The organism is Haemophilus haemolyticus (genome assembly GCF_003490595.1).
Classification (GTDB): Bacteria; Pseudomonadota; Gammaproteobacteria; order Enterobacterales; family Pasteurellaceae; genus Haemophilus; species Haemophilus haemolyticus_L.
This window is the reverse complement of sequence record NZ_QQGY01000006.1, coordinates 67,296-93,857: the sequence shown is the minus strand read 5'-3', so window position 1 is coordinate 93,857 and position 26,562 is coordinate 67,296. Positions and strand designations below refer to the sequence as shown.

Annotated in this window: 27 protein-coding genes, 1 other RNA gene and 1 riboswitch; of the genes, 12 read left to right on the top strand and 16 right to left on the bottom strand. The window is 38.2% G+C overall.

Annotated elements, in window-relative coordinates; translation table 11 throughout:
• Positions 1–26 precede the first annotated feature (26 nt).
• From DV415_RS05910 to qseC, 4 genes are all read left to right on the top strand, one after another.
• Entirely contained in the window at positions 27–914 is an 888-nt protein-coding gene (locus tag DV415_RS05910) for a Dyp-type peroxidase (protein WP_118790438.1), read from the top strand.
• A 131-nt stretch (positions 915–1,045) separates the two neighbouring features.
• On the top strand, positions 1,046–1,411 hold the full coding sequence (locus tag DV415_RS05905; RefSeq protein ID WP_118790439.1) for a YgiW/YdeI family stress tolerance OB fold protein: 366 nt from the start codon (positions 1,046–1,048) through the stop codon (positions 1,409–1,411).
• Positions 1,412–1,473: 62 nt separating this feature from the next.
• Positions 1,474–2,139, top strand: a complete 666-nt coding sequence (locus DV415_RS05900) for a response regulator (RefSeq protein WP_118791538.1) — start codon at positions 1,474–1,476, stop codon at positions 2,137–2,139.
• On the top strand, positions 2,136–3,491 hold the full coding sequence (gene qseC / locus DV415_RS05895) for a quorum sensing histidine kinase QseC (RefSeq protein ID WP_118790441.1): 1,356 nt from the start codon (positions 2,136–2,138) through the stop codon (positions 3,489–3,491). Before DV415_RS05900 ends, qseC begins: the two co-directional genes overlap by 4 nt.
• 49 nt (positions 3,492–3,540) lie before the next feature.
• Here qseC and DV415_RS05890 read toward each other — a convergent pair whose 3' ends face one another.
• From DV415_RS05890 to sohB, 10 genes are all read right to left on the bottom strand, one after another.
• Positions 3,541–4,914, bottom strand: a complete 1,374-nt coding sequence (locus tag DV415_RS05890; RefSeq protein ID WP_118790442.1) for a sodium-dependent transporter — start codon at positions 4,912–4,914, stop codon at positions 3,541–3,543.
• A gap of 58 nt (positions 4,915–4,972) precedes the next feature.
• Complete coding sequence (gene nth, locus DV415_RS05885) at positions 4,973–5,608, bottom strand: endonuclease III (protein WP_005626177.1); 636 nt, start codon at positions 5,606–5,608, stop codon at positions 4,973–4,975.
• A 1-nt stretch (position 5,609) separates the two neighbouring features.
• Positions 5,610–6,308, bottom strand: a complete 699-nt coding sequence (locus DV415_RS05880) for an electron transport complex subunit E (protein ID WP_118790443.1) — start codon at positions 6,306–6,308, stop codon at positions 5,610–5,612.
• Position 6,309: 1 nt separating this feature from the next.
• Entirely contained in the window at positions 6,310–6,933 is a 624-nt protein-coding gene (gene rsxG / locus DV415_RS05875; protein WP_118790444.1) for an electron transport complex subunit RsxG, read from the bottom strand.
• The gene (gene rsxD, locus DV415_RS05870; RefSeq protein ID WP_118790445.1) at positions 6,933–8,009 is read right to left on the bottom strand and encodes an electron transport complex subunit RsxD; all 1,077 of its coding nucleotides are present in this window, start codon (positions 8,007–8,009) and stop codon (positions 6,933–6,935) included. Before rsxD ends, rsxG begins: the two co-directional genes overlap by 1 nt.
• A 4-nt stretch (positions 8,010–8,013) precedes the next feature.
• Entirely contained in the window at positions 8,014–10,536 is a 2,523-nt protein-coding gene (gene rsxC, locus DV415_RS05865) for an electron transport complex subunit RsxC (RefSeq protein ID WP_118791539.1), read from the bottom strand.
• Positions 10,537–11,118 (bottom strand): electron transport complex subunit RsxB, encoded by a 582-nt coding sequence (gene rsxB / locus DV415_RS05860; protein ID WP_046952932.1) that lies wholly within the window; start codon positions 11,116–11,118, stop codon positions 10,537–10,539.
• 87 nt (positions 11,119–11,205) lie between these two features.
• Positions 11,206–11,784 carry an electron transport complex subunit RsxA gene (rsxA, locus tag DV415_RS05855; protein WP_065250466.1) on the bottom strand — a complete coding sequence of 193 codons (579 nt, stop codon included), beginning with the start codon at positions 11,782–11,784 and terminating at the stop codon, positions 11,206–11,208.
• 222 nt (positions 11,785–12,006) lie between these two features.
• Positions 12,007–12,858 carry an OmpA family protein gene (locus DV415_RS05850; RefSeq protein ID WP_114909199.1) on the bottom strand — a complete coding sequence of 284 codons (852 nt, stop codon included), beginning with the start codon at positions 12,856–12,858 and terminating at the stop codon, positions 12,007–12,009.
• 180 nt (positions 12,859–13,038) lie between these two features.
• The gene (gene sohB / locus DV415_RS05845; RefSeq protein ID WP_118790447.1) at positions 13,039–14,100 is read right to left on the bottom strand and encodes a protease SohB; all 1,062 of its coding nucleotides are present in this window, start codon (positions 14,098–14,100) and stop codon (positions 13,039–13,041) included.
• Between the two features lie 200 nt (positions 14,101–14,300).
• Here sohB and DV415_RS05840 point away from each other — a divergent pair, with 200 nt between their 5' ends.
• Both DV415_RS05840 and yccS read left to right on the top strand, forming a co-directional pair.
• Positions 14,301–14,969, top strand: a complete 669-nt coding sequence (locus DV415_RS05840; RefSeq protein WP_118790448.1) for a curli polymerization inhibitor CsgI-related protein — start codon at positions 14,301–14,303, stop codon at positions 14,967–14,969.
• Between the two features lie 67 nt (positions 14,970–15,036).
• Complete coding sequence (gene yccS / locus DV415_RS05835; protein WP_118790449.1) at positions 15,037–17,172, top strand: YccS family putative transporter; 2,136 nt, start codon at positions 15,037–15,039, stop codon at positions 17,170–17,172.
• A 117-nt stretch (positions 17,173–17,289) separates the two neighbouring features.
• Here the strand turns inward: yccS and DV415_RS05830 are convergent, their stop codons facing one another.
• The gene (locus tag DV415_RS05830; RefSeq protein WP_074030153.1) at positions 17,290–17,832 is read right to left on the bottom strand and encodes a KdsC family phosphatase; all 543 of its coding nucleotides are present in this window, start codon (positions 17,830–17,832) and stop codon (positions 17,290–17,292) included.
• Between the two features lie 9 nt (positions 17,833–17,841).
• A complete protein-coding gene (locus tag DV415_RS05825; protein WP_166635712.1) occupies positions 17,842–18,777 on the bottom strand; it encodes a KpsF/GutQ family sugar isomerase in 936 nt (311 codons plus the stop codon).
• Between the two features lie 160 nt (positions 18,778–18,937).
• Between DV415_RS05825 and rnpB the strand changes: the two genes are divergently transcribed.
• An RNA gene (gene rnpB, locus DV415_RS05820) (RNase P RNA component class A) lies at positions 18,938–19,314 on the top strand.
• Positions 19,315–19,390: 76 nt separating this feature from the next.
• Here rnpB and ytfE read toward each other — a convergent pair.
• Positions 19,391–20,062, bottom strand: coding sequence for an iron-sulfur cluster repair protein YtfE (ytfE, locus tag DV415_RS05815; RefSeq protein WP_118790451.1), 672 nt, complete (start codon positions 20,060–20,062; stop codon positions 19,391–19,393).
• A gap of 315 nt (positions 20,063–20,377) precedes the next feature.
• Positions 20,378–20,519, top strand: a riboswitch (molybdenum cofactor riboswitch).
• Between ytfE and moaA the strand changes: the two genes are divergently transcribed.
• The 4 genes from moaA (at position 20,508) to moaE (ending at position 22,791) form a co-directional block, all read left to right on the top strand.
• Complete coding sequence (gene moaA / locus DV415_RS05810) at positions 20,508–21,521, top strand: GTP 3',8-cyclase MoaA (RefSeq protein WP_118790509.1); 1,014 nt, start codon at positions 20,508–20,510, stop codon at positions 21,519–21,521. It overlaps the preceding riboswitch by 12 nt.
• Before the next feature lie 87 nt (positions 21,522–21,608).
• The gene (gene moaC / locus DV415_RS05805) at positions 21,609–22,091 is read left to right on the top strand and encodes a cyclic pyranopterin monophosphate synthase MoaC (protein ID WP_118790452.1); all 483 of its coding nucleotides are present in this window, start codon (positions 21,609–21,611) and stop codon (positions 22,089–22,091) included.
• A 1-nt stretch (position 22,092) separates the two neighbouring features.
• The gene (moaD, locus tag DV415_RS05800) at positions 22,093–22,338 is read left to right on the top strand and encodes a molybdopterin synthase sulfur carrier subunit (RefSeq protein WP_118790453.1); all 246 of its coding nucleotides are present in this window, start codon (positions 22,093–22,095) and stop codon (positions 22,336–22,338) included.
• The gene (moaE, locus tag DV415_RS05795; protein WP_005631888.1) at positions 22,339–22,791 is read left to right on the top strand and encodes a molybdopterin synthase catalytic subunit MoaE; all 453 of its coding nucleotides are present in this window, start codon (positions 22,339–22,341) and stop codon (positions 22,789–22,791) included. It begins immediately after the preceding gene.
• Positions 22,792–22,836: 45 nt separating this feature from the next.
• On the opposite strand, the gene DV415_RS05790 is transcribed toward moaE, so the two are convergent.
• From DV415_RS05790 to purE, 3 genes are all read right to left on the bottom strand, one after another.
• Positions 22,837–24,027, bottom strand: coding sequence for an amino acid aminotransferase (locus tag DV415_RS05790; RefSeq protein WP_118790454.1), 1,191 nt, complete (start codon positions 24,025–24,027; stop codon positions 22,837–22,839).
• 139 nt (positions 24,028–24,166) lie between these two features.
• Positions 24,167–25,255 (bottom strand): 5-(carboxyamino)imidazole ribonucleotide synthase, encoded by a 1,089-nt coding sequence (purK, locus tag DV415_RS05785; protein ID WP_118790455.1) that lies wholly within the window; start codon positions 25,253–25,255, stop codon positions 24,167–24,169.
• A 69-nt stretch (positions 25,256–25,324) separates the two neighbouring features.
• Positions 25,325–25,819 carry a 5-(carboxyamino)imidazole ribonucleotide mutase gene (gene purE / locus DV415_RS05780; RefSeq protein WP_118790456.1) on the bottom strand — a complete coding sequence of 165 codons (495 nt, stop codon included), beginning with the start codon at positions 25,817–25,819 and terminating at the stop codon, positions 25,325–25,327.
• 348 nt (positions 25,820–26,167) lie between these two features.
• On the opposite strand from purE, the gene DV415_RS05775 reads away from it, so the two are divergent.
• On the top strand, positions 26,168–26,512 hold the full coding sequence (locus DV415_RS05775; protein WP_005653201.1) for a type II toxin-antitoxin system HicB family antitoxin: 345 nt from the start codon (positions 26,168–26,170) through the stop codon (positions 26,510–26,512).
• Positions 26,513–26,562 lie beyond the last annotated feature (50 nt).

The following is a 26,562-nucleotide window of genomic DNA, read 5'->3' as shown; positions in this document are numbered from 1 at the left end:
TCCAATTGCCTTTTTAGGAGATTTTTATGACAGCACAAACTGGTATTTTGCTTGATGGTTGCAAAGCAGGTATATTTTTAGAAGCAAATATCTTAGATTATTCTCAGATCCCAGCGGCGGCTCGCCAATTCCTTACTCGCTTAGAACAGCTTCAACAGACTTATCCCGAGGCACGTTTGGGGGCGGTAGTTGCTTTTGGCGATAAAGCTTGGAAAACCCTTGGTGGGCAAGATGCACCAGAACTTAAACCTTTTGTCACTTTAGGAAAAGGTGATTTAACTGCGCCTAGTACACAAACTGATCTTTTAGTGCATATTCAATCGTTACGCCCTGACGTTAATTTTTCTGTTGCACAAGCTGCAGTGAATGCTTTTGCTCAAGCGATTGACGTTCAGCAAGAAATTCATGGTTTCCGTTGGGTGGAGGAACGAGATCTCACAGGTTTTATTGATGGAACTGAAAATCCTAAAGATGTTCAACGAGCAGAAGTTGCCTTAATTTCAAATGGCAATGATAAAGATGGAAGTTATGTGTTTACTCAACGTTATGAACATAATCTCGCTAAATGGGAAAAATTGAATACGGCAAAACAAGAAAATGTGTTCGGACGCACCAAAACGGATAGTGTAGAAATGGAAGATAAGGCAGATACTTCTCATGTTGGTCGTACAGATTTAAAAGAGAATGGCAAGGGATTAAAAATCTTACGTCAAAGCTTACCTTATGGTACGGCGAGCGGTACACATGGATTATTCTTTATTGCTTACTGTGCAACGCTTTATAACATTGAACAACAGTTGCTTAATATGTTTGGTGAAAAAGACGGAAAAACTGACCGCATTTTAGGTTTCACTAAGGCTGTAACGGGCGCTTATTATTATGCACCGTCTATTGAGCAGTTGAATAAACTTTAATTTATGAAAAACCTAAATTAAAAACATTTAGGTTTTTTTATGTTTCTTAATCTTTTCTTAAGATTTATTTGTTTTAATACACACATCCAAGCAATGGTGCTTGAAATTAACTGACTTAAAAAGGAAACATTATGAAAAAATTTGCATTAGCAACAATCTTCGCATTAGCAACCACTTCTGCATTTGCAGGTTTTAACGGCGGAAATACTCAAGGCGGTTTTCAACAAGCAACCCCTTCAGCAATTAGTGTAAAACAAGCTTTATCTGCTGCAGATAATTCAATGATCACTTTAGTGGGTAATATCACACAACAAATTGATGACGATGAGTTTTGGTTTACTGATGGGACTGGGCAAATCAAGATTGAAATCAAAAAACGCGTTTGGAATGGTTTAAACGTAGATTCAAAGGATAAAGTGAAAATTTATGGAAAATTGGATAATGAGGTATTTGAGAAAGCGGAGCTTGATGTATTACGTATCGAAAAAGTAGAATAATCATTTTTGAAAATGGCGAGCATTAGCTCGCTGTTTTTGTTTATAAAGTCCGGTCAATTTTTATGAGAATTTTATTGATAGAAGACGATAATTTAATCGGTAATGGGCTACAAATCGGTTTAACTAAACTTGGTTTTATGGTGGATTGGTTTACAGATGGTAAAACAGGAATGGATGCCTTAGCGTCTGCGCCTTATGATGCGGTGGTATTGGATTTAACCTTGCCTAAACTTGATGGATTAGAGGTATTACAACAATGGCGTTCCAAGCATCAAGATGTACCAGTATTGATTTTGACTGCCCGTGATACTTTAGATGAACGTGTCAAAGGATTGCAAAGCGGTGCAGATGATTATCTTTGCAAGCCTTTTGCTTTGGCTGAAGTTGCGGCTCGCTTGCAAGCACTTATTCGTCGTCGTTATGGTCATCATCATTCGGTGATTGAGCACGCAGGCGTTAAACTCGATCCAAATCAACGTTCTGTTTGGCTAAATAATCAACCTATTTCTTTAACAAGCCGTGAATACAAATTACTTGAATTATTTATGCTAAATAAAGATCGCGTACTGTCTCGCTCATCTATTGAAGAAAAATTATCAAGTTGGGATGAAGAAATTAGCAGCGGAGCGTTAGACGTGCATATTTATAATTTGCGTCAGAAATTAGGTAAGCAATTTATTCGAACAGTGCACGGTGTTGGGTATGCTTTAGGACAAATTGAAAAATGAAAAATAGAAGCCTTACGTTGCGTCTTATTTCTGTGCTTTGTTTAACCGCACTTTTTGTTTGGGTGGGTTCTACGCTTGTTGCTTGGTGGCAAGTGCGCCACGATGTGAATAAAGTTTTTGATGCACAACAAGTTCTCTTTGCTGAACGGCTCGCAAATTCAGATTTAAGTACTATTTTGTTGGAATCTAGTACAACGCTAAATAAAAATTCACAGTCGGCATTAAAAAAAAGTTATGACGATGATGCCTTAGCCTTTGCTATTTTTTCTGAAACTGGGAAACTTTTATTCAGTGATGGACGAAATGGAAAAGATTTTATTTTTAATAATAAAACGGGTTTTCATAATTCTCATACTTATGATGATGACGATAAGTGGAGAATTTTCTGGCGTACGGCAGCGAATGGGAAATTGATTATCGCAGTAGGGCAAGAGTTAGATTATCGTGAAGATTTAATTGAAGAAATGATCTTTGGACAAATGTGGATTTGGTTTGCGAGTTTGCCTATTTTGATTATTGTTTTAGGATGGTTGATTTATAAAGAGTTGGGACCGATTAAACGTTTAAGTCAAGAAATACAAACGAGAAAATCTGGTGATGTATCATTGCTAAATACTGAGGGGCTACCCGTTGAAATTTTACCTTTAGTAAAAAATTTAAATCAATTTTTTGACCGCACTTCGGCTATGCTACAACGCGAACGTCGTTTTACCTCTGATGCCGCCCATGAATTGCGTAGCCCATTGGCGGCATTGCGTATTCAAACTGAAGTCGCTCAACTCGCAGTCGATGATATAGAGTTACGAGAACAAGCACTTTTACATTTAACGCAAGGCATTGATCGTGCATCGCAGTTAATTGAGCAACTTTTAACGCTTTCAAAACTAGATAATTTACAAGAATTGGAAGAATTACAGCCTATTGATTGGGAAGGCATCATTCAGTCGCTGATTGCTGAGCGTTATTTTGTGGCTGAAAAGCGTAAAATTACCTTGGCTTTTGAGAAAGAATCTGAACCAAAGCAGAAACAAGGGCAACCAATTTTAGTTTCATTGATGCTTAGAAATTTACTAGATAATGCCATTAAATATTGCCCAGAAGAAACAACCGTTTTAGTGAAAATAGCATCTTCTCAGATTATTGTTGAAGATAATGGTGGTGGCGTTGAACCTGAAGATTTGAAAAAGCTTGGACAGCGTTTTTATCGTCCTGCTGGGCAAAATGAAAAGGGAAGTGGTTTAGGGCTTTCTATTGTTATGCGAATTGCGGAATTACACGGATTCAAAGTACGGTTAGAAAACGTTATAAAAGAAGGGCAGCGAATTGGCTTAAAGGCACAAATATTTTTATAGATATTTCCTTTAAAAAAGAAAACCGAGCAAAAACTCGGTTTTTTCTTTTTTAGAATAGGTTGCTGATAAAAATGACTAAAATAATCACTGGCACAACGAATTTCACATAGTTAAACCAGATTTTAGTGAATGTTGAGTCAGGTGTTGGAGAAAGTTCTTTTTTCGCCTCATCTTTTAACACGAAACCAACGAAAATAGCACAACCAAGTGCGGTCAGCATAAAGAGAATATTTCCACTTGCATAATCATAGAAATCAAAAATGCTTTTGCCGAAAATGGTAACATCTTTCCATACATTATCCCCTAAAATTGCTGGAATATTACCCAAGATAAAAATCCCACCAAGGGTTAAGACAATCGCTTTGCCACGGCGCATTCTGAGCTTTTCTTGTAATGCCGTGATGATTACTTCATAAATTGTGATAGAAGTCGTTAGTGCGGCAATTAATAATAAGCCGAAGAAGATAATCGCAAAGAATTTACCTGCCCATAAGTGAGAAAATACGATAGGTAAACTTTGGAATACTAATGTTGGCCCTGCGTTTGGTTCAATTCCAAAAGTGAAAAGTGATGGGAAGATCATAAAGCCAGCAAGTACAGCAATAATTGTGTTGGTGAAACCTGTAATAACTGCAGTTTGTATTAAGTTTTCTTCTTTATTTAAGTAGCTTGAAAGGGTAATTAATACGCCAAAACCAAGACTCAATGCGAAGAATACTTGACCTAAAACGAAGATAAATAATTGTGGCGTAATTTTGCTGAAATCAGGTTTTAAATAGAATGTAATTCCTTCCATTGCGCCAGGTAATGTTACGTTGCGAATAACCATTCCAATGAGGAAGATGAATAGCAATGGCATTAAATATTTTACTGATCGCTCAATCCCGCCAATGATACCTTTCGCTAAAATAATGTAATTCACCACAACAAATAAGAAGGTGTATAGAATAATTTCATAAGGGCTATTGCCAATATGTAGCTCGTAGAAATCTTTGGCGACATCTTTAGTAATGGGTGCGGAGATATCTAAGGTACCGCTGATTAGGCTAATGATATAAGAAATAACCCAGCCACCAAGCACCATATAATATGCCATGATACCGAATGAACCGAGTAATCCCATATAGCCAAGGATTTTCCAATATTTGGAAATGCCTTTTCCTTTATCTAGAATTTTATCGCCAAAGGCATCAATGGAGTTTACACGTAAACGACGGCCGATCACGTTTTCAACGAGAATCATCGGAATACCGATTACGATCATTGCGATACAGAAAAGTAGAACGTAGGCGCCGCCACCATTTTCTCCCACAAGGTAAGGGAAGCGCCAAGTAGCGCCGAAACCGACAGTTGCGCCTGCGACAGTCATGACATAAGTGAGTCGGCTCGACCAAGTTTGTCGCTGTTTATTATTTGTTGTCATTTTTTATCCTATTTTTAATAAAAGTGCGGTAAATAATTAGGGTGTTTTATCGCAAAAATTAAAACTCAATTTTTTCTTTATATTCACACAGATCTTCAATAATGCATGAGCCACAACGAGGTTTACGTGCGATACAAGTGTATCGACCGTGTAAAATTAACCAATGGTGAACATCTACTTTAAATTCATCAGGTACGACTTTAAGCAGTTTTTCTTCCACTTTTACAACATCTTTACCTGGTGCAAAATTAGTTCGATTGCATACACGGAAAATATGGGTATCCACCGCAATGGTTGGATGACCAAATGCCGTATTTAGTACAACATTGGCTGTTTTTCTACCCACCCCTGCTAATGCTTCTAAGGCTTCGCGATTTTCGGGCACTTCACCGTTGTGCTTTTCAATTAAATCACGGCAGGTTTTGATAATATTTTCTGCTTTGCTATTAAAAAGCCCGATAGTTTTAATATAGCTTTTTAAACCATCTAATCCTAAATCTAAAATCGCTTGAGGCGTGTTTGCAACAGGGAATAGTTTTTCTGTCGCTTTATTCACGCCTTTATCGGTTGCTTGTGCCGATAGAATTACCGCAATTAATAATTCGAAGGGCGAATTATACTGTAATTCTGTGGTCGGGTGGGGATTTTGATCTCTTAATCGGGTTAATATTTCGATTCTTTTTAATTTATTCATCTTATTTATCAATTCGATTTTTTATTGCAAGGAGCAAGCCTAATCCTATAAATGCGCCTGGTGGCAAAATGAAAAGTAAAAAACTACTGTCTGTATGGTAGATATGGAGCGTTAAAAATTTCGCTTGTTCTCCGAATAGATTTTCGATGCCATCAAAAACCGTACCTTGTCCAATGATTTCACGCAATGCGCCAAGTACTGTCAAGCTAAGCGCCATCCCTAATCCCATTGAGAAACCATCCCAAACTGAATGGAGTAAGCTGTTTTTTGAGGCGAACGCCTCTGCTCGACCAATCACAATACAGTTGGTAACGATAAGTGGAATAAAAATCCCAAGTGATTGATAAAGCGTATAGGTATAAGCATTCATTAAAAGTTGAACGACAGTTACTGTTGTCGCAATAATCATCACGTAGATTGGAATGCGGATTTCATTCGGAATATATTTACGGAAAAGCGAAATGACCGTATTTGTGCAAGTGAGCACAAGCATTGTTGCTAAACCCAAACCAAGCGCGTTGGTGGCTGTGCTAGACACCGCTAAAAGCGGACAAAGCCCGAGAAGTTGGACAACCGCTGGATTATTTTTCCAAATTCCTTGAGCAAAGATTTCTTTCCACATGGATTTTTGTTGATTTTCAACCGCACTTTCTATCTGTTCTTCTTCAAGTGCGGTATTTTTTTCAGTTAAATCTGTCATATTATTTCATTTGTGTTGAAAGCTGTTGTAACAAGGGTTGGTTATTTAGCATGATTAATGCTGAGCGTTTAGTTTGATTCACCACTGCGCGAGGTGTAATGGTTGCCCCAGAAAATTGATCAAATTTTCCGCCATCTTTTTTTACTGCCCATTCGCTTAAATTATGCTCATTAATCGACTGATGAGTGAAATTTAAAATCCAGTTGGAAATACGAAGTTCAATTTTATCGCCTAAGCCAGGTGTTTCATGGTGTTCAATAACTCGTACACCTAAAATTTCACCTTTCGGATCTAATCCCACAAGCAAGCGAATATCGCCAGAATAGCCATCAGGTGCGGTGGTTTCATAGGCATAGGCAGATACATTTCCATCTTTTTTAGCAAAATAAATTTTCTGAATGCCCACCAAATTTTTATTTTGAGGAATAACCGCACTTTCTAACAGATTATTATTGAAATAATCTTGTGGAATGACCTGTAAAAGCAATTCTCGTTGTTGTGCTGCCATTACTGCATCAATTTTATCTTTGGTTAGGAAAAAAATACCCGCAGAAATTGCTGTGCAGAGTAGGGCGACAAAGCCTAATAGTATCCCGTAACGCGATGTGATTTTTACTGTGCCCATTATTTTTTTCCTTTTGTTGGATAACCAGATACGCGCGGACGTGTGTAATGATCGATAAGTGGAACGCAAATATTACTTAATAAAATTGCGAATGCTACACCATCTGGAAAGTTTCCGTGATAGCGAATGAGATAGACAAATAATCCTACTAATGCGCCAAAAATAATTTTTCCTCGTGGTGTAATCGAGGCTGTGACAGGATCTGTCGCAATAAAAAATGCGCCAAACATCATTGCTCCACTCACAAGTTGGCTAATCGCACTTAAATGCGTGAAACCAGTAAAAGCGGTCGCGGTGGCTAAACAGAAAAAGGTGACAAGCATCGCCACTGGAATTTGCCAGTGAATGACACGTTTTAAAATAAGGAAAATTCCGCCCGCTAAGAAAGCCACGTTGACTTGCCACCATCCTTGAGCGAAATCGGTTCCATTACCCATAAAAATCGGCAGTTTAATCAATTCATAAAAATCATTTAATTGAGTGTGACTTTTATAGAAAATTTTTGCGCTATCCAAAGGCGTTGCTTGGGTGATGCCATCAATGTTATCCGTAAGTTGTGAAAGCGTAAATCCATCAGTGGTTAAGCCTGAAAATATTAATGAAAAAGTATCTGAAAAAGTCGGTGGTTCCTGTAATAAATTAATTGGTGGCATCCAAGTTGTCATTTGTAACGGGAATGAAATTAAAAGAATTACATAGCCAATCATCGCAGGATTGAATGGATTTTGTCCTAAGCCACCATAAACCTGTTTACCTAATAAAACTGCACAAAGTGTTCCAATGATGATGACCCAATAAGGCGCATAAGGTGGAATAGCCATTGCCAAAATTAAAGCAGTCAGGGATACGCTGAAATCTGAAAGATAATTGAGCGGTTTTTTACCACGTAGTTTTATTGCAATAAATTCCGCAATGATTGCTGTACCAATGGCTAATGCGGATTGAAGCACCACGCCAAATCCAAAATAATAAATTTGCGTGAAAAAAGCTGGCATCATTGCCAACATTACCCAAAGCATAATACGCGCTGTGAGTTTCCCCGAATGAGTATGAGGAGAGCTAACCATTTTAAACATTATTTTATTCCTGATTATTTTCTAATGTTGCTTGTGTTTTTGCCAATTTCTTTGCTTTTGCTCGAGCAATAGCTGCAGCTACCGCCGCTTTTTTCGGGTCAAGTGCGGTTGAATTTGCGTCTGTTTTTTCTACCGCACTTTCTACGGTTTGATCGTTTGAGACTGATTCAGCGGTTTCATTTGCTTGAGCAAGTTTTTTTGCTTTTGCACGGGCAATCGCTGCAGCTACCGCCGCTTTTTTCGGGTCAAGTGCGGTTGAATTTTCTTCTGTTTTTTCTACCGCACTTTCTACGGTTTGATCGTTTGAGACTGATTCAGCGGTTTCATTTGCTTGAGCAAGTTTTTTTGCTTTTGCACGGGCAATCGCTGCAGCTACCGCCGCTTTTTTCGGATCAAGTGCGGTTGAATTTTCGTCTGTTTTTTCTACCGCACTTTCTACGGCTTGAGTGCTTGGAACTGATTCTGTAGTTCTATTCACTTGAGCAAGTTTTTTTGCTTTTGCACGAGCAATCGCTGCAGCTACCGCCGCTTTTTTCGGATCGAGTGCAGTTGAATTTTCTTCTGTTTTTTCTACCGCACTTTCTACGGCTTGACTTTTTGAGACTGATTCAGCGGTTTCATTTGCTTGAGCAAGTTTTTTTGCTTTTGCACGGGCAATCGCTGCAGCTACCGCCGCTTTTTTCGGATCAAGTGCGGTTGAATTTTCGTCTGTTTTTTCTACCGCACTTTCTACGGTTTGAGTATTTGAGACTGATTCAGCGGTTTCATTTGCTTGTGCAAGTTTTTTCGCTTTTGCTCGAGCAAGTGCGGCTGCAACTGCTGCTTTTTTCGCATCGGTTGGTTGAGTTTGTTGTTCTTGGTTTTCGACTTGAGATTCCGCTTGTTGACGAGCCAGGCGACGAGCTTTACGTTGTGCCATTAAATCAGCGTTATCAGGTAAAACTTCCCCTTTTTCTGAGGTAATCGTTTTAACTTGTATTGATTCTGTTTCATTGGCTTTTTTCGCTTTCAAGCGTTCTAGCGCTGCTTTAACAGGATCTTCACCTTTGGTTTTCGCTAATTCTTCTCGACGTGCTTCTGCTGCACGTTGTGAACGTGCTTTACGCTCTTGTTCTTCACGTTCCATTCGCGCTTGTTTCGCTTCAAAGCGAATTTTGGCTTCATCTGATTTTTTCTGTTTTTCTTTTATTTGCCAAATTTTTGCTTTTTCTTGGCGGAAATACTGAATCAGCGGAATATGGCTTGGGCATACGTAGGCACAAATCCCACACTCGATACAATCTTTTAGGGCGTATTCTTCCGATTTTTTGTGATCTTCACTACGCGCAAACCAGTAGAGTTGCTGTGGCATCAAATTGACTGGGCAGGCATCAGAACAGCTAGAACAGCGAATACAAGCTTGTTCAGGCTCTGGTTCTGCATACTCAAAATAGTCTGGTGCAAGCAAGCAGTTGACAATTTTTGTCACTGGTGCATTAAGATTGGAAAGTTCCAATCCCATCATTGGGCCCCCCGCAAATACTGGATAACGTTCATCAAACTGATAGCCAGCGTGCGCCAGTACTTGAGAAATTGGTGTACCAAGTCGGACCCAGTAATTACCTTTTTCAGGAATTTTATCACCAGTAAGGGTGACGACACGTTCAATTAAAGGTTCGTCATTTATAACCGCTCTTTTAATTGCAAAGGCTGTACCAACATTATGCATCAGTACACCAATACTAGAAGAACGCGCACCACTTGGCACTTCCATTCCTGTAAGTAAATAAATAAGCTGTTTTGCGGCACCCGAAGGATATTTTGTTGGAATCACGCGAACGCTAATGTCATTTGCTCCTTGTAGCGCTTTACGAATTACCTCTATTGCTTCAGGTTTGTTATCTTCAATGGCGATGACTACGTTCTCAGGTCGTAGGATATAACGCAAAATACGAATGCCTTCGATGATTTCATCGGCGCGTTCACGCATAAGACGATCATCACAAGTAATATAAGGCTCACATTCTGCACCATTGATAATTAAGAGTTTAACTTTTTTCTCTGCTGATTGAATTTTAGCGGCAGTCGGAAATACTGCACCGCCTAAGCCAGCTATACCTGCTTGATAGATTTTGTTAATGAGTTGTTCTGGCGAGAGTGTCAAAAAATCGTCAATAGGATTACGCTCTAGCCATTGATCTAAGCCATCTGCTTGCAAATGAATTGTAGGTTCATCAAGACCAGACGGATGTGCAGCGACATAAGATTTAATTGATTTAATTGTGCCTGAAGTTGGCGCATGAACGGGCAACATACGCAAGCCATCGCCTTTTGTTAAGGATTGACCTTTCAGTACGTAATCACCTTCCTTTACTAATAGGTTACCTATTGTTCCTGCATGTTGTTTAAGAGGAATGTAAAAATCCGTGATTAAAGGGTGATGACGTAATGGTTGTGAATTAGATTGTGATTTCATTTCAGGCGGATGAATGCCACCTTTGAAATCCCATAATTTACCGGAATTGAAACGAGATAATACGTCCGCCATTTATTCCCCCACAACCAATTTTTTCTCAGTGCCATTTACATTCATTACTGGAATGACTAATTTTGCATCAAACTTCCAATCCCAATTATCGATATTTTTTTTCACGGGAATCATTGAGATACAATCTGTTGGGCAGGGCGCTACGCAAAGTTCACAACCTGTACAGAGATCTGGAATGATCGTATGCATGAATTTATTTGTACCAATAATGGCATCAACAGGACAGGCTTGGATACATTTTGTGCAGCCAATACACATATTTTCATCAATAAAAGCGACTTTCTCGATAGGTTCTTCTACTCCATCCATTGCTGGCACATCAACACCTAAAATCTCTGCAATTTTCACGATGGTAGGTTGACCACCAGGAATACATTTTGTGATTTCATCTCCATTGCAAATAGCTTCAGCGTATGGTTTGCATCCCGGATAACCACATTGCCCGCATTGGCTTTGTGGCAAAATAGAGTCGATTTTTTCCACAATGGGATCTGCTTCAACTTTGAGTTTAAGTGAAGCAAAGCCTAAAATCGCACCGAAAATTAAAGCGAGTAAAGTGATTATGATGAATAGAAGGGTCATTATTTCTTTCTTTTTCCTGAAAAATACTGAGAGAACCCAATAAATAAAATCAAAATGGTAATAGCCATTAAAAGATAGATCATGTTATTACTTCACTAGCCCTGTGAATCCCATAAATGCGAGAGACATTAAACCAGCTGTGATAAGTGCGATAGATGAACCTTTGAAAGTTAAAGGTACGTCGGCAGCTACAAGACGTTCACGAAGCGCAGCAAAAAGCACTAATACAAGTGCAAACCCAAGAGATGCACCAAAACCATAAACGACAGACTCCGTTAAATTATGAGCAAGATTTACATTTAATAATGCGACACCGAGAACTGCACAGTTTGTGGTTATCAAAGGCAAGAAAATTCCAAGTAAACGATATAGTGTTGGGCTAGTTTTATTTATCACCATTTCGGTAAATTGTACAACTACGGCAATAACCAAAATAAATACTAATGTGCGTAAAAAAGTAGCATTTAAGGGAATAAGAATATAATGATCAACTAAATATGCACAAAGGGAGGCAACTGTTAATACAAACATTGTTGCTAGTCCCATTCCCACTGCGGTTTCAATTTTTTTGGATACGCCCATAAAAGGACAAAGTCCTAAGAATTTCACTAATACAAAGTTGTTAATCAGCGCAGTACCGATAATTAATAAAATATAGTGTGTCATTGCTTTCTGCCTTGTGTATAAGTCGGCTATTATCCTCATTTATAGGAACGATAACAATAGAAAATTTGGGGTAGGAGAAAGAGAAAATTGAGATTTTCACGTTTTGTTAGATATGAATAAAAAATGCAGCTAATCATTTAAATGATTAGCTGCGCAATATCTGAATTAACAATACTCAACTTGATTTATGTGAGTAGAGTACTATTTGACGTTCTATATCAATTATTTTTGGTATAGTTTTACTGGACCTTGAGTACCACCGTTAGATTTTCCACCTTCTTGTAGTTTTAATTCAGAACCAGAGGCAGTGATCTCAACACGACGATTAGGACGTAAACAATCTTTTAACGCTTGTCCATTAATACCCTCACAAGCTTTTACTTGAGGATTTTTACCATAGCCTACAGCAGTAATTAGAGAATTTACACCATCTTCAACTAAACGAGCTTTAACGGTATTTGCACGACGTTGAGATAGATCCAAATTGTAAGCATCAGAACCTAAACGATCTGTATAACCAGCAACTTTAACTTCTTTCGCACCAGTAGATTTTAATTGAGATGCAACACTATCAACTACCTTCTTACCCTGAGCTGTTAAAGTATCTTTGTTAAAATCAAATAAGGAGTCGCCACTCAAATTGAATGCTGAATTTCCGTTACAACCGTTTGGATACCAGAAGAAACTTTGCGCATTATGGTTTTTATCAAATAATACTTTATATTGACAAATTTTGTGGGTGCCATTTTCACGATAATTGAATACATAATCCCATTCAGATACACCATACAAGCCTTCAGTGAAGTGTGGATCACCAATTAATTGACGAATTTGATCTTTGTTCATACCATTTTCAATCATGCGTACATTATCCCAGTTTGGCCAAGTACCAAATTGGCTACCATCATGATTGAACTTCGCTGAATCAATTTTAGGCCATACTAATTGAGGAACTTGTTCACCATTTACGTCTTTATATTCTGGGGTACCTGCGTCAGTCACTTTGCTTAAGTTGCCACAAGCGGCAACAGTTGCAATAGCAATGCTTGATAATAAAATACGAGATAATTTCATTTGTTTTACCTTTTATTTGTCAATAACTCTTTGGAAAGAGGATAACTAAACTTCACGAATTAAATATTATAAAACTGTCAAAGTTTCGGCCGCATATACTAATAGCAAAGAATTGCCTTGTAAATACTAAAATTAGTGAACTAGCTTTCTTTTTTGTAAAGTAATGTAAAGGTATCTATTTTAGTGTATAAAATTATTTGACGGCTTTGTGGTATAACGATGAACAATATTTACCGCACTTTCTTCAGCCTGGCGACCTAATTTTTTGATCAATGATTTTTTCAATCGATATTTCACACTTAACACATGTTTTTCTTTCATTTTTTCTAAAATTAAATCATCACTGGTTGAAATTTCATCGACTAATTTCAAGTCGATTGCTTGTTGGCCAAACCAATGTTCCCCAGTAGCAATTTTATCAATATCTACACAAGGGCGATTCTGTGAGACGAATTGTTTAAATAATTGATGTGTTTCTTCCAACTCTTGTTGAAATTTTTGTTTACCTTTTTCGGTATTCTCACCTAATACAGTTACTGTGCGTTTAAACTCACCCGCAGTCATCACATCTACATCAACATCATACTTTTTCAATAAACGATGAACGTTTGGAATTTGTGCTACGACGCCAATAGAACCAATGACAGCAAAAGGCGCAGATACAATTTTATCTGCTACACAAGCCATCATATAACCGCCACTTGCGGCAACCTTATCTACAGCCATGGTTAATTTTATGCCTTTTTGTTTCAAACGAGACAACTGAGAGGCTGCAAACCCATAATCATGAACAATACCGCCCGGGCTTTCTAAACGTAATAATACTTCGTCTTCTGGTGTTGCTACATTTAAGATTGCTGAAATTTCTTCGCGAAGTGCGGTCGTTTCTGATGCTGAAATATCACCATGAAAATCTAAGACATACACACGGCTTTTCTTTTCGTCATCTAAGATTTCACCTTTTTTTAATTTCTCTTTACGTTTTTTAGCCTTTTGTTTTTCGGCTTTTTTCTCTGCTTTCGCTTGCTGTTTTAGCTCTTCTTCTGAAAGATTAAAATCACGCAATACACGAACTTGATGATCAAATTCTTCAGATAAATCTTTAATTTCTAATTCCCCTATTTTAGATTTGTTATGTTGACGATAAGAAATTACCAAACCAACAATAGCAAGAATGAGTAATAAAATTGTCAAAATTTCCAGAATAAAAATTCCATAGCCAGTTAAAATATCGTTTAACATTGTTACTCCTATTGATATTTAATAGATTACATTGTGCTTTTTACTAGTTGTGACTAGGCTAGACATCAATATGATAAAATATTGTGAGTATTTGTGCTATTACAACAAAGGTTTTTAAACCAATTCTCACTTTTTTATTTTCATTTTTCCTGATTTAGCATAGCATAGGCAAGAATTTCATTTATACCAAAGGAGCAATTATGAAATTACGTGCTGTTGTATTAGGTCTTGCAACATTATGTGCTAGCACAGCGACTTTTGCTGGCATGGTTTCTACTTCATCTAACCTTGAGCTTTTAGCCATTGATGGTCAAAAGGCATCTAAATCTCTTGCAAAGGATGCTAAAACCTTTGCTGTAAATGACACCCAAAACCATCAGGTTGTTGTTCGTTTAAGTGAAATTATTGGTTCTGGATCTAGCCAAACCCTTTTTGAATCTAATCCAGTAATTGTGACATTCCAAGGTAGCACAGAGGATCTTGTTATTTCTGCGCCAGTTATTCGTAGTCGTTCTGAAAGCGATAAATTCAATGAGATGCCAAGCATTAGCGTAAAAACAAAATCAGGTAATGCCATTTCAGCGAAAGTAGATGTGTTAAAACAAGAAGGTTTATTCCCAAGTGCTAATGTGGTGAATGATCTTGCTGAATATAATGCCTCTGGTGCAACTGCATCTGTTTCTGCATTTGCTGCAACCACAGCTGCTAGCCCAATGGTCGCTACTCCAGCAAGCAATGCAAAAGCGAATAAAGGTAAAGTGGTTGTTCAAGGTGAAAACGTTGCAGAGCAACAGCTCCAGTATTGGTTCCAACAAGCTGATAAAGAAACTCAAACACGTTTCTTAAATTGGGCAAAATCCCATAAATAATTACCGCACTTCATACAATAAAAAGTGAGCCTTGTTGCTCACTTTTCTATTTTGATAAGGATTTGAAATGAATATTCGGTTAAATGCCAAAGTAATCGCTGCGATTCCTGTTTTTATTGCTGTAAATATTGCGGCAGTAGGAATATGGGCTTTTGATATTTCTTCGCAATCAATGCCTTTGATTCTAGGGATTATTGCAGGTGGTTTGGTGGATTTGGATAACCGTTTAACTGGACGATTGAAAAACGTATTTTTTACGCTCATTGCCTTTTCCATTTCATCCTTTATTGTGCAGTTACATATCGGTAAGCCTATCCAATATATTGTGTTAATGACGGTGCTGACATTTATTTTCACCATGATTGGCGCCGTGGGGCAGCGTTATAGCACGATTGCGTTTGGTTCATTAGTGGTTGCGCTTTATACCACGCTGACTTATGTGCCTGAAGGAAATGTATGGTTTATTAATCCCGTAATGATTTTATGCGGTACATTGCTGTATAGCGTGGTGACTTTGATTGTTTACCTGTTTTTCCCAAATCGCCCCGTGCAAGAAAGTGTCGCTAAAGCGTTTTGTGCGTTGGGCGAATATTTAGATACCAAATCCTGCTTTTTTGATCCTGACGAAGTGGCTGAGATTGAAAAAAAACACCTCAATTTTGCAATGAAAAATGCGAATGTTGTCACGGCATTTAATATTGTGCGTACCGCACTTTTTTACCGTATTAGAGGACAACATCGCCATCCTCGCACCCAGAGAATGTTACGTTACTATTTTGCCGCGCAAGACATTCATGAGCGCGCCAATTCTACGTATTTTGATTATCAACAAATAACGGAAAAACTAAAAAATACAGATTTGATTTTCCGTATTCAACGTTTATTAGAGCTACAAGCACAATCCTGTAAAGAAATCACCGCGAGTTTGCATGAAAATAAACCCTATCATTTTAATGAACGTGTCGAACGTGCACTTTTAGGCACATTGCATTCCTTTGAGCTATATCGAGCACAACATCTCAATGATCAAGATGAACTGATTGATATCCAAACTTTGTTAGATAATTTACAAAGTATTAACTGGCAACTTCGCCAATTGGCACAAGAAACGACGGATACAGAACAATTAGCTCAAATTCATACGGAACAAATCACTGGGTTAAAAAATATAAGTGCAGTGATTTTTAGCCATTTTACTTTTGAGTCACCGTTGTTCCGTCATGCAGTACGCTTATCTATCGTGGTATTTTTATGCTGTGCAATTGTTGAGTTTTTTCAATTTAACCTTGGTTATTGGATTTTATTGACCACTGTATTTGTGTGTCAGCCAAACTATTCAGCAACTAAAGTCCGTTTACGTCAGCGTATTATTGGCACGATATTAGGTGTAGTGGTGGGGTCATTATTACCTTATTTAAATCCAACCTTAGAATTAAAACTGGGTCTTGTGGTGCTTACAAGTACGCTATTCTTTTTCTTCCGTAGTAATAATTACAGCTTTTCAACCTTTTTCATCACACTACAAGTTTTGCTGAGTTTTGATGTCATGGGATTTGATACGGCAGCTGCTTTAATGCCTCGTTTACTCGATACTTTGCTTGGTTCCGCGATTTCATGGTTTGCCGTATCTTACTTATGGCCCGATTGGAAATATTTGCAACTTGATAAAGTGAGCCATCAGGCATTGCGTAGTGATGCGGTGTATTTGTTGCATATCATTAGCCAATTGCAATTTGGTAAAAGTGACGATCTTAAATATCGCATAGCACGTCGTAATGCACATCAATATGCAGCCGCACTGAGTACAACACTTTCTAATATGAATAATGAGCCAGTGAAATATAAGGCATATTTACAGAAAGGTTTTGATTTACTCAAACTGAATTATTCTCTATTAAGCTATATTTCGGCCCTTGGCGCTTATCGCGACAGAATGAAAAATTTGCAACAGACCGCACAATTTTTATCTGGTTTTTATCCTGTAGCAAAGAAAATTATCTATACCTTAGAACACATTGAAGAAATACCCGAAGCTATTTTTAACCAACAGCAAGAACGTATTGAAACACATTTAAAAGAATTGGAAAAACAAGAAATGACGGCAGAAGAACGCGCCGTCTTTAGTTTACCGTATCAGCAATTAAATTTGATTACGCAACTCTTACCGCAGTTCTATGAGTATTTTAGGAAAGAGTCTTGTTAAAGAGTATGGGATCGTTATAAATACAAAAGTGCGGTTGATTTTTGAGAGATTTTAAAACTCCTTGAAAATTAACCGCACTTTATTTTTTATTGAGCAATAACATTGACGAATGAGTTATTACTGTCCCATGTTTTTCACTGATTTTAGGAAACCTTGAGCACTATCAAACACAGAAGATTTTCCCTGTGCCAGTAAAATCATGTCGGACATTTCTCGGAAGGCACCTTTGCCGCCATGGGTGGAAAGTACATGATCAACGGCATTCTTCACATAAATAGGGGCATCAGCCACAGCAAAAGATGCACCACAAACGGCAAAAGCAGGAAGATCTACGCTATCATCGCCAATATAAGCGGTTTGCTCGGCAGTGACGCCTGCTTGTTTCATGAGTTCAAAACAAGCGGTTTCTTTTTCAAGTTTGCCAAGAAAGTATAATTTAATACCAAGATCAGCAATGCGACGACGTAAAATAGGGGAGTCGCGACCAGAAAGCACAGCCACTTGAATACCTGCATCCATCAGCATTTTTATGCCTAAACCATCTCGTACATGAAAGCTTTTGATAGCTTCACCATTGGCATCATAATGAAGTTGTCCATCGGTGAGTACGCCGTCTACATCAGTAATGACAAATTTAATGTTTTCTAATTTTTGTTGCATTGGGATTCCTTAGCTTGAAAATTCCACTAAACCCACTACGTGATTTTCATCATTAACAACGACTAGCGAGTGAATTTTTTTCGCTTTCATAAAGTCTTCTGCTTTGGATAAAAATTCGTCTTGATGAATAGTTTTTGGTGAACTTGTCATAAAATCTTTGGCTGTTTTATTCAGCGTTTCTGCACCATTAGCTGTAAGTGCGCGGCGAATATCGCCATCCGTGATAATGCCTTTGAGTTGTTCATTTTCCATCACCAAGGCAACGCCCATTCGCCCTTCATTCATGACTGTGAGGCAGTCAGTAAAATTGGTGGTCGGTAAAATTGTTGGTAGGCGAGTTTGCATTTGATCTTTCACTTTACATAATAAACGACGACCAAGACTGCCACCTGGATGGAATTTAGCAAAGTCAGCTGGTTGGAAATTGCGTGCCGTAATGAGTGATACGGCGAGTGCATCGCCAAGTGCCAGCGTTACAAGTGCGGATGTTGTTGGCGCGAGATTATTTGGACATACTTCACGCTCAACAGTAATGTCTAAAACATAATCTGCATGGCGTGCGAGCGTGGAATTTTTGTTACTCGTCACAGCAATAATTTTATTACCAAAATTTTTTAAACTTGGAATCAGTTTATTGACATCATCGGTTTCACCGCTATAGGAAATTAACATCACGATATCAATTGGTTTCAACATTCCTAAATCACCGTGGAAGGCTTCAGTCGGATGTAAAAAGAAACTTGGTGTGCCCGTAGAGGCAAAGGTAGCCACCATTTTTTTACCGATTAAACCAGATTTCCCTATCCCGCCGATGACTAATCGTCCTTCGCAAGCAAGGATTAAATCGACGACTTGATTAAAATCCTCGCCTAAACGCTGGCTGAGTTGCAAAAGTGCGTTGCTTTCCACTGCAAGGGAATCCTGTGCAATTTTTAGATAGTTCATTCTTTTTCCTAAAAGAGCGGTTGAAATTGGCGCTATTTTAGCGGAATCATAAAAAAATACGAATGAAAAATTAGGCATTATTGTTGATAAGATTGATGAGAAATATTCAAAAATTGGGGATTTTATTGACCGCACTAGTGATTGCCCCTATACTACGCGCCGAGTTGGTTAGACAATCGCTGGTTTATTGAAGCCCTTAACCGTATTTATACGACCTAGTGGGACAAGTAAACGAGAGGAAAGTCCGAGCTACACAGGGCAGAGTGCCGGATAACGTCCGGGCGGCGTGAGCCGACGACCAGTGCAACAGAGAGCAGACCGCCGTGTAAACGGTAAGGGTGAAAGGGTGCGGTAAGAGCGCACCGTGCCTCCGGTAACGGTTGGCAGCAGGGTAAACTCCACTCGTAGCAAGACCAAATAGGAATCCAATGAGTGGCCCGCTCTGGATTCGGGTAGGTTGCTTGAGCGGCAGAGTAATTTGTCGCCTAGAGGAATGATTGTCCACGACAGAACTCGGCTTATCGACCAACTCAAAATTTTTGTGGAAATGACCGCACTTTAGTTTGTTTTTCGGAATAGATTAAAGTGCGGTTATTTTTTGACGAATATTAAATTATTTTTCGTTTAATACACGTGGAAATAAAATATTATTTTCCAAATGAATATGATGCATTAAATCATCAATAAATTCATTAATACCGCTATATAAGGCTTTCCAACTGAAACAAGCATCTGCTGGTGGCGTGCAGTTATTAGTAAGCGATTTGATTACTTCCACATCTTGCCCAGCTTCATCGTGTTCCATTTCCATTACACGAATTGGCATTGAGGCCATTGCATAATTTCCCATTTTGATCATTGGGAACAAAATTTGTTCTTCTTTCATTAAATGCTGGCTAAGTTCAGCATAAATTTTTTCTAATTGTGCGGCTACGCCGACAGGGCAGTCATCACGATCACCATGTACATTTTCAACTTTCTCCGCCAATGTAATTAATTCTGGGAGTTGTTCACGGTGGCGATTATGAAAACGAGTAATAATGTGATCGATCATCTCTGCATAAGATGCCGAAGTCCAATCTTTATCGTTATTTTCTGCTTTACTTTGTTGTAAATCAGTTAAACGTTTTTCAATTTCAGCAAGGTTAAGATTCTTTTGTTTTGCTGCGACTTCTAATAATACAGAACCTCCGCAGCAAAAATCTAAATCATATTCACGAAAAATTTTAGTTGCACCTGGAATTGAAACAGCGAGTTCGCTAAGTTTTTGTTGGGCAAAAGACATAAATCACTCCTATATTGATTAAGTAAAAATAAATCCGATAAAAATAGTAGGATATTTTTCTGATTATGAAAAGTAGGGCGATTTATTTATTGATTAAATTATGATTTAAATCAATAAAAATACCTCATAATAATCAGTTCAAAATTGATGGTTATTTACATAAATAGGATTAATTATCACTAATGAGGCAACTTTAATTTCATTATGTATTTTTTTATATAATTGATTTTTAAGAATTTAGGAAAATACTGATTTTCATCAATATTATTGATTGTGTTTACAAAGTGAAATCTTTTAGAATGGCGAAAAATTAAATTTAACGCATAACTCCGAGCTTGTTTAGCCTAAGTTTCACAAGAAATACGGTGGCAAGCCAATAACGCGGTACGTTATTCAGGGATACGCTGGAAACGGTTTATCCTCTCCATATTTAGAAAGGTGTAAAATGCAATCCATTCCTATTAAAAACGTAGGAGAGTCTCGCTTAGTCGATCCTTTCCAACGTCAATATTACTATCTACGACTGTCGATTACCGATCAGTGTAACTTTCGTTGTACCTATTGTTTACCTGATGGTTATCAACCCGAAGCTAACAAACCAAGTTTCTTAACCTTAAAAGAAATTACCCATCTTGCTCAAGCGTTTGCTGAAATGGGCACAGAGAAAATCCGTTTAACGGGTGGCGAACCGACTTTACGCAAAGATTTTATTTCTATTGCTGAAAGCATTGCTAATATTGATGGAATCCGTCAATTAGCTGTCACGACAAATGGCTATCGCATGGCAAAAGATGTGGCTGATTGGAAGAAAGCAGGGATTACGTCTATTAATGTCAGTGTTGATAGCCTTGATCCGAAAATGTTCCATCAAATTACAGGTATCAATAAATTTGATGACGTGATGCGTGGTATCGATCGTGCATTTGAGGTGGGCTACAACAAAGTCAAAGTTAATTCAGTTTTGATGAAAAATTTGAATGACAAAGAGTTTGAACAATTCCTTGTTTGGGTGAAAGATCGCCCAATTCAAATGCGCTTTATCGAACTCATGCAAACGGGCGAAATGGATAGTTTCTTTGATAAATTCCATCTTTCAGGACAAGTCTTAGCGGATAAATTGCTGAAAAATGGTTGGACATTACAGCATAAATCCCATACAGATGGTCCTGCAAAAGTCTTCACACATCCTGATTATGCTGGCGAAATTGGTTTAATCATGCCTTACGAAAAGAATTTCTGCGCAAGCTGTAATCGTCTCAGAGTGTCAGCGAAGGGCAAACTTCATCTCTGTTTATTCGGCGAAGAAGGCATTGAATTACGTGATTTATTGCAATCCCATGAACAGCAAGATATTTTGCAAGCACGTATTTTTTCTGCACTGCAAGGCAAACGTGAACATCATTATTTGCATATCGGTGATAGCGGCGTAAGAAATCATTTAGCCTCTATCGGTGGCTAAAAGAAAATAGGTGAATTTACTATTCACTTATTTTGCTTTCATCACACATGTAAAACATTTAATATTTTAACCGCACTTTATTTTATTATGACTACATTTACGCATATCAATTCTCAAGGCGAAGCCAATATGGTGGATGTTTCTGCAAAAGCAGAGACCGTTCGTGAAGCTCGTGCTGAAGCCATCGTTACTATGTCAAAAGAAACCCTTGCTATGATCGTGGAAGGCAAACATCACAAAGGCGATGTATTTGCTACAGCACGTATTGCAGGTATTCAAGCGGCAAAACGTACTTGGGAACTTATCCCACTTTGCCATCCATTGTTACTTTCTAAAGTAGAAGTGAATTTAGAACCGTTACTTGAAACCAATCAAGTTCGTATTCAATCTCTTTGCAAATTAACCGGTAAAACCGGCGTAGAAATGGAAGCATTAACCGCTGCAAGTGTGGCAGCCTTAACCATTTACGATATGTGTAAAGCCGTACAAAAAGACATTGTAATTGAGTACGTACGTCTGTTAGAAAAGAGCGGTGGAAAATCCGGTCATTTTATTGCGGAGGAAAAATAAGATGTTAAATGTTTTATTTTTTGCTCAAACACGTGAATTAATTGGGGAAGATTCTATTCAGCTTGAAGGGGATTTTGAGACAGCGGAAGCAGTGCGTGAACACCTTGCTCAAAAAGGTGATAAGTGGGCATTGGCACTTGAAAAAGGGAAGCTTTTAGTAGCGATTAATCAAACTTTGATGCCGTTAGAAAGTGCGGTCAAAAATGGGGATGAAATTGCGTTTTTCCCACCGGTAACAGGGGGCTAAATGACGGATATTCAAATTTCAGTACAAGAACAACCTTTTGATCAAAATGCTGTTTATCAATGGCTATCTGAGCAACATTCAGTTGGCGCAACGGTTATTTTTGTGGGTAAAGTACGCGATCTTAATTTAGGCGATGAGGTATCCAGCTTATACTTAGAACATTATCCCGCAATGACAGAAAAAGCCTTACGTGAAATTGTAGAACAAGCAAAAGCCCGTTGGGATATCCAGAGAGTGTCTGTGATTCATCGTGTGGGACTTTTGCATACTGGCGATGAAATTGTTTTAGTCGGCATCAGTTCTGCTCACCGAGGTGATGCTTATCATGCCAACGAATTTATTATGGACTTCTTAAAATCTAAAGCCCCATTCTGGAAAAAAGAACAAACCAATCAAGGTGAACGTTGGATTGAAGCAAGAGAGAGTGACAAAGAAGCGTTAGAGAAGTGGTAATGACAAAGTGCGGTTAAACTTAACCGCACTTTTGCTTTTTATGAATTAAAGCACTTTCACAACGCTTTCACATAAATAACGAATATTGTCTTCCGTAATACCCGCCACATTGATACGACCAGAACGAACAGCGTAAATCGCAAACTCATCTTTTAAGCGATCAACTTGTTCAGGTGATAAACCGCTGAAAGAGAACATACCATTTTGTTCCATAATAAAGCTGAAATCTTGTTCTGTACCGTATTCTTTTAATAACTGAACGAATAAGTGACGCATTTTTTTGATACGTTCACGCATTTCAGTTAATTCATTTTCCCATTCTTGGCGAAGTTGTGGATCATTTAATACGGTTGCGACCGTTGCGCCACCGTGAGATGCAGGGTTAGAGTAGAGTGTACGAATAATTGATTTCACCTGTGTTAATGCGGTTGAAGCAATTTCTGCATTTTCAGCCACAAGGGTAAAGGCACCTACACGCTCATTGTATAGACCAAAGTTTTTAGAGAATGAGCTCGCCACTAATAATTCTTTATGATTTGCTGCAAATGCACGTAAACCGTAAGCATCTTGGTCTAAGCCATTGGCTAAACCTTGATAAGCAAAGTCAAAGAGTGGTAACCAGCCATTTTTTGCTGAAAGCGCAGCTAATTCTTGCCATTGCTCAGGGGTTGGGTCAATACCGGTTGGGTTGTGGCAGCAACCGTGTAAAAGCACCACATCACCTTCGCTTGCTTGGCTTAAATCTTCAAGTAAATGTTCCCAGTCAAGGGCTTTACGTTCAGCATCATAATAACGATATTCACGAATCGTCATGCCCACAGCATTGAAAATAGCATTGTGGTTTGGCCATGTTGGTGTGCTGATCCACACATTTTGTGCTTTGGTTTGACGTTTAATAAATTCTGCCGCAATGCGTAATGCACCCGTTCCGCCTAAACTTTGTACTGTTCTTGCACGATTAGATTTGATGACTTCAGAATCTTTACCGAAAAGTAGTGCTTTTGTTCGTTCGTTATAATCCGCAATACCATCGATAGTCAGATAATTCTTCGTTTTTTCCTTATCAAATAAGCGTTTTTCTGCTTCTTTTACTGCACGCATAATCGGGGTTGTACCTTGTGCATCTTTATAAACGCCAATACCTAAATTGATTTTATTTTCACGCGTTTCAGATTTGAATGCTTCACCTAAGCCTAAGATTGGATCGGCTGGTGCCGCTTTGATATGTTCAAACATAGCTTTTCCTTATGTATGTGTTGTGTGGTGGATAGTTTTATACTTCAGCCGTTTTATTTTATCAAGAAAGATTTTTATAAAAATTAACCGCACTTTGATATTTTTAAATATTCATCAAAAAGTGCGGTCATTTTTTGCATTATTTTAGTTTTTCAATCGCCCAATTTAATCCCGATTGATAATCTTCTGGTAACTCAGTGCGGAGTATTTCTAATTGTTGAACAATGACCGCTTTATTAGGATGAGAAAGATTAATATGCCCAACTTTACGCCCAGCTCTGACTTCTTTACCGTACCAATGAAGTTGTGCAAACGGTGTATTAAGCCATTTTGGATTATGTTTTGTGCCGATTAAATTCACCATCACACTTGGAGCGAAAGTTTGTAAGTCAGGCGTTGGCAAATCGAGTAGCGCACGTAAATGTAATTCAAATTGGCTAATCGAGCATCCTAGTTGTGTCCAATGTCCACTGTTATGTACGCGAGGCGCAAGTTCGTTAATCAGTAATTTGTCGCCTACAACAAAACATTCCATTGCCATTACACCCACATAGCCTAATTTATCCATAATTTTGCTGAGCATGGCTTCTGCTTGATTTTGTTGTGCAGATTGTTGAGGAAAAGCACTATCAACTACACTGTAACGCAAAATACCGTTTTGTTGTAGGTTATGTGTAACGGGATAAAAACGCTTTTCGCCATTTTTAAATCTTGCGCCTACAATAGAAACTTCATAATCGAAAGGAATAAATTTTTCTGCGATCACTTCACCGAATAAGTCATCAGTGATGTCCGCTTTATTTTCATCGCTGATAATCCATTGACCACGTCCATCATATCCGCCTGTTCTACGTTTAACGACAACTTTCTCGCCAACAGTTTGGAAAATATCATCCCATTGCGTTTTATCTTTTAATAAACACCAAGGCGAGGTAGAAAGATTCAGCTCATCAAGCAAGGATTTTTGAGTAAAACGATCGGCCAATAATCCAAATATATGTTGATTAACGAAGTTTTTATGATTGCCGAGTAATTCAGTCAAAGGCGTTTTTTCCCAGCGTTCAATTTCCGTCGTGATGATCGCATTTTCAGGTAAGTCAAAAACTGGCGCATTGAAGGCTAAGGGTTCAACATAAATATCTAAAGGTGCGCCTGCGTAACGTAACATTCTGCCGAGTTGTCCGTTGCCAAGTACATAAACGGTTGGGTATAAGGTGGAGTTTTGCATAATATTTCTCGTTAAATTTACGAAAAAAACAACCGCACTTTAAAAGTGCGGTCAGATCTGAAGATATTTTTATGTGCGTGGATCAGGATTGTCCAGTACAGCACGAGTTTGGTTTTCACGGAAAGATTGCAAGCGTGAAAGCAATTCTGCATCCCAACCTGCTAGAATTTGGGCGGCCAACAATCCAGCATTTGCCGCACCCGCAGGGCCAATGGCTAATGTTCCAACAGGAATCCCTTTTGGCATTTGCACAATCGAATAAAGGCTATCTACGCCACTTAACATAGAACTTTTTACTGGCACCCCCAGCACCGGCACAAGTGTTTTTGCTGCGATCATACCGGGTAAATGTGCCGCACCGCCTGCACCAGCAATAATTACTTTATAGCCATTTTTTTGTGCATTTTCAGCAAATTCAAAAAGTTTATCAGGCGTACGATGAGCCGAGACGACTTCCACATGATAAGGTACTTTTAATTCATCTAAAATCTGAGTTGCCTCTTGCATGGTAGCCCAATCGCTTTTGGAACCCATCACAACGGCAATTTGTGCAATTTTTGACATGCTATTTTCTCAATTTTTTAATTAAAAACGTGGCGTAGAATAGCACATCTTATACATATCAAGCAAACGTTTGCTAAATGGGTTTTATAGGAAAATACCATTGCAACTTTAAGGATAAAATTTTATTCTAGGCACAATTTTTATAAGAATAGGGCAAATTATGTTAGCCAAAGCAAAATATAGATCGTAGGGTGGGCTTTAGCCCACCGTTTTTATTCATTTAGCCCACTGTTTTTTATCCATTTAGCCATAACAAAGGTGGGCTGAAGCCCACCCTACAACTGAAAATTATATTAAAGGTGGTGCTTTAAAGTCAGTGAAAGAATCATTAAAACAGGTAGGTATTCTATGAAGTTATTAAATTATAAAGGTTATGTTGGCACGATTGAGGCGGATTTAGAAAACAATATATTGTTTGGCAAACTTGCTTACATTCGTGATTTAGTGACTTACGAAGCAGAGTCATTATCTGAGCTAGAAAAAGAATTTCGTCAATCTGTTGATTTATATTTACAAGATTGTTTGGAATTAGGTAAAGAACCGAATAAGCCTTTTAAAGGTGTATTTAATGTACGAATTGGCGAGGAATTGCATAGAGAAGCTACGATCATAGCTGGCGATCGTTCTCTTAATGCTTTTGTGACGGAAGCGATTCAAGAAAAAATTTTTCGTGAAAAACCAAGTTTAAGATAATAAAACGTAACGATATCATATTCACATTTTCTTTCTTCAAAGTAGGGCAA

Bases quoted from the DNA above. Each gene is read 5' to 3' on its own strand.
- DV415_RS05910 (WP_118790438.1), top strand. From the start codon at position 27: ATGACAGCACAAACTGGTATTTTGCTTGATGGTTGCAAAGCAGGTATA.
- DV415_RS05905 (WP_118790439.1), top strand. From the start codon at position 1,046: ATGAAAAAATTTGCATTAGCAACAATCTTCGCATTAGCAACCACTTCT.
- DV415_RS05900 (WP_118791538.1), top strand. From the start codon at position 1,474: ATGAGAATTTTATTGATAGAAGACGATAATTTAATCGGTAATGGGCTA.
- qseC (WP_118790441.1), top strand. From the start codon at position 2,136: ATGAAAAATAGAAGCCTTACGTTGCGTCTTATTTCTGTGCTTTGTTTA.
- DV415_RS05890 (WP_118790442.1), bottom strand. From the start codon at position 4,914: ATGACAACAAATAATAAACAGCGACAAACTTGGTCGAGCCGACTCACT.
- nth (WP_005626177.1), bottom strand. From the start codon at position 5,608: ATGAATAAATTAAAAAGAATCGAAATATTAACCCGATTAAGAGATCAA.
- DV415_RS05880 (WP_118790443.1), bottom strand. From the start codon at position 6,308: ATGACAGATTTAACTGAAAAAAATACCGCACTTGAAGAAGAACAGATA.
- rsxG (WP_118790444.1), bottom strand. From the start codon at position 6,933: ATGGGCACAGTAAAAATCACATCGCGTTACGGGATACTATTAGGCTTT.
- rsxD (WP_118790445.1), bottom strand. From the start codon at position 8,009: ATGTTTAAAATGGTTAGCTCTCCTCATACTCATTCGGGGAAACTCACA.
- rsxC (WP_118791539.1), bottom strand. From the start codon at position 10,536: ATGGCGGACGTATTATCTCGTTTCAATTCCGGTAAATTATGGGATTTC.
- rsxB (WP_046952932.1), bottom strand. From the start codon at position 11,118: ATGACCCTTCTATTCATCATAATCACTTTACTCGCTTTAATTTTCGGT.
- rsxA (WP_065250466.1), bottom strand. From the start codon at position 11,784: ATGACACACTATATTTTATTAATTATCGGTACTGCGCTGATTAACAAC.
- DV415_RS05850 (WP_114909199.1), bottom strand. From the start codon at position 12,858: ATGAAATTATCTCGTATTTTATTATCAAGCATTGCTATTGCAACTGTT.
- sohB (WP_118790447.1), bottom strand. From the start codon at position 14,100: ATGTTAAACGATATTTTAACTGGCTATGGAATTTTTATTCTGGAAATT.
- DV415_RS05840 (WP_118790448.1), top strand. From the start codon at position 14,301: ATGAAATTACGTGCTGTTGTATTAGGTCTTGCAACATTATGTGCTAGC.
- yccS (WP_118790449.1), top strand. From the start codon at position 15,037: ATGAATATTCGGTTAAATGCCAAAGTAATCGCTGCGATTCCTGTTTTT.
- DV415_RS05830 (WP_074030153.1), bottom strand. From the start codon at position 17,832: ATGCAACAAAAATTAGAAAACATTAAATTTGTCATTACTGATGTAGAC.
- DV415_RS05825 (WP_166635712.1), bottom strand. From the start codon at position 18,777: ATGAACTATCTAAAAATTGCACAGGATTCCCTTGCAGTGGAAAGCAAC.
- ytfE (WP_118790451.1), bottom strand. From the start codon at position 20,062: ATGTCTTTTGCCCAACAAAAACTTAGCGAACTCGCTGTTTCAATTCCA.
- moaA (WP_118790509.1), top strand. From the start codon at position 20,508: ATGCAATCCATTCCTATTAAAAACGTAGGAGAGTCTCGCTTAGTCGAT.
- moaC (WP_118790452.1), top strand. From the start codon at position 21,609: ATGACTACATTTACGCATATCAATTCTCAAGGCGAAGCCAATATGGTG.
- moaD (WP_118790453.1), top strand. From the start codon at position 22,093: ATGTTAAATGTTTTATTTTTTGCTCAAACACGTGAATTAATTGGGGAA.
- moaE (WP_005631888.1), top strand. From the start codon at position 22,339: ATGACGGATATTCAAATTTCAGTACAAGAACAACCTTTTGATCAAAAT.
- DV415_RS05790 (WP_118790454.1), bottom strand. From the start codon at position 24,027: ATGTTTGAACATATCAAAGCGGCACCAGCCGATCCAATCTTAGGCTTA.
- purK (WP_118790455.1), bottom strand. From the start codon at position 25,255: ATGCAAAACTCCACCTTATACCCAACCGTTTATGTACTTGGCAACGGA.
- purE (WP_118790456.1), bottom strand. From the start codon at position 25,819: ATGTCAAAAATTGCACAAATTGCCGTTGTGATGGGTTCCAAAAGCGAT.
- DV415_RS05775 (WP_005653201.1), top strand. From the start codon at position 26,168: ATGAAGTTATTAAATTATAAAGGTTATGTTGGCACGATTGAGGCGGAT.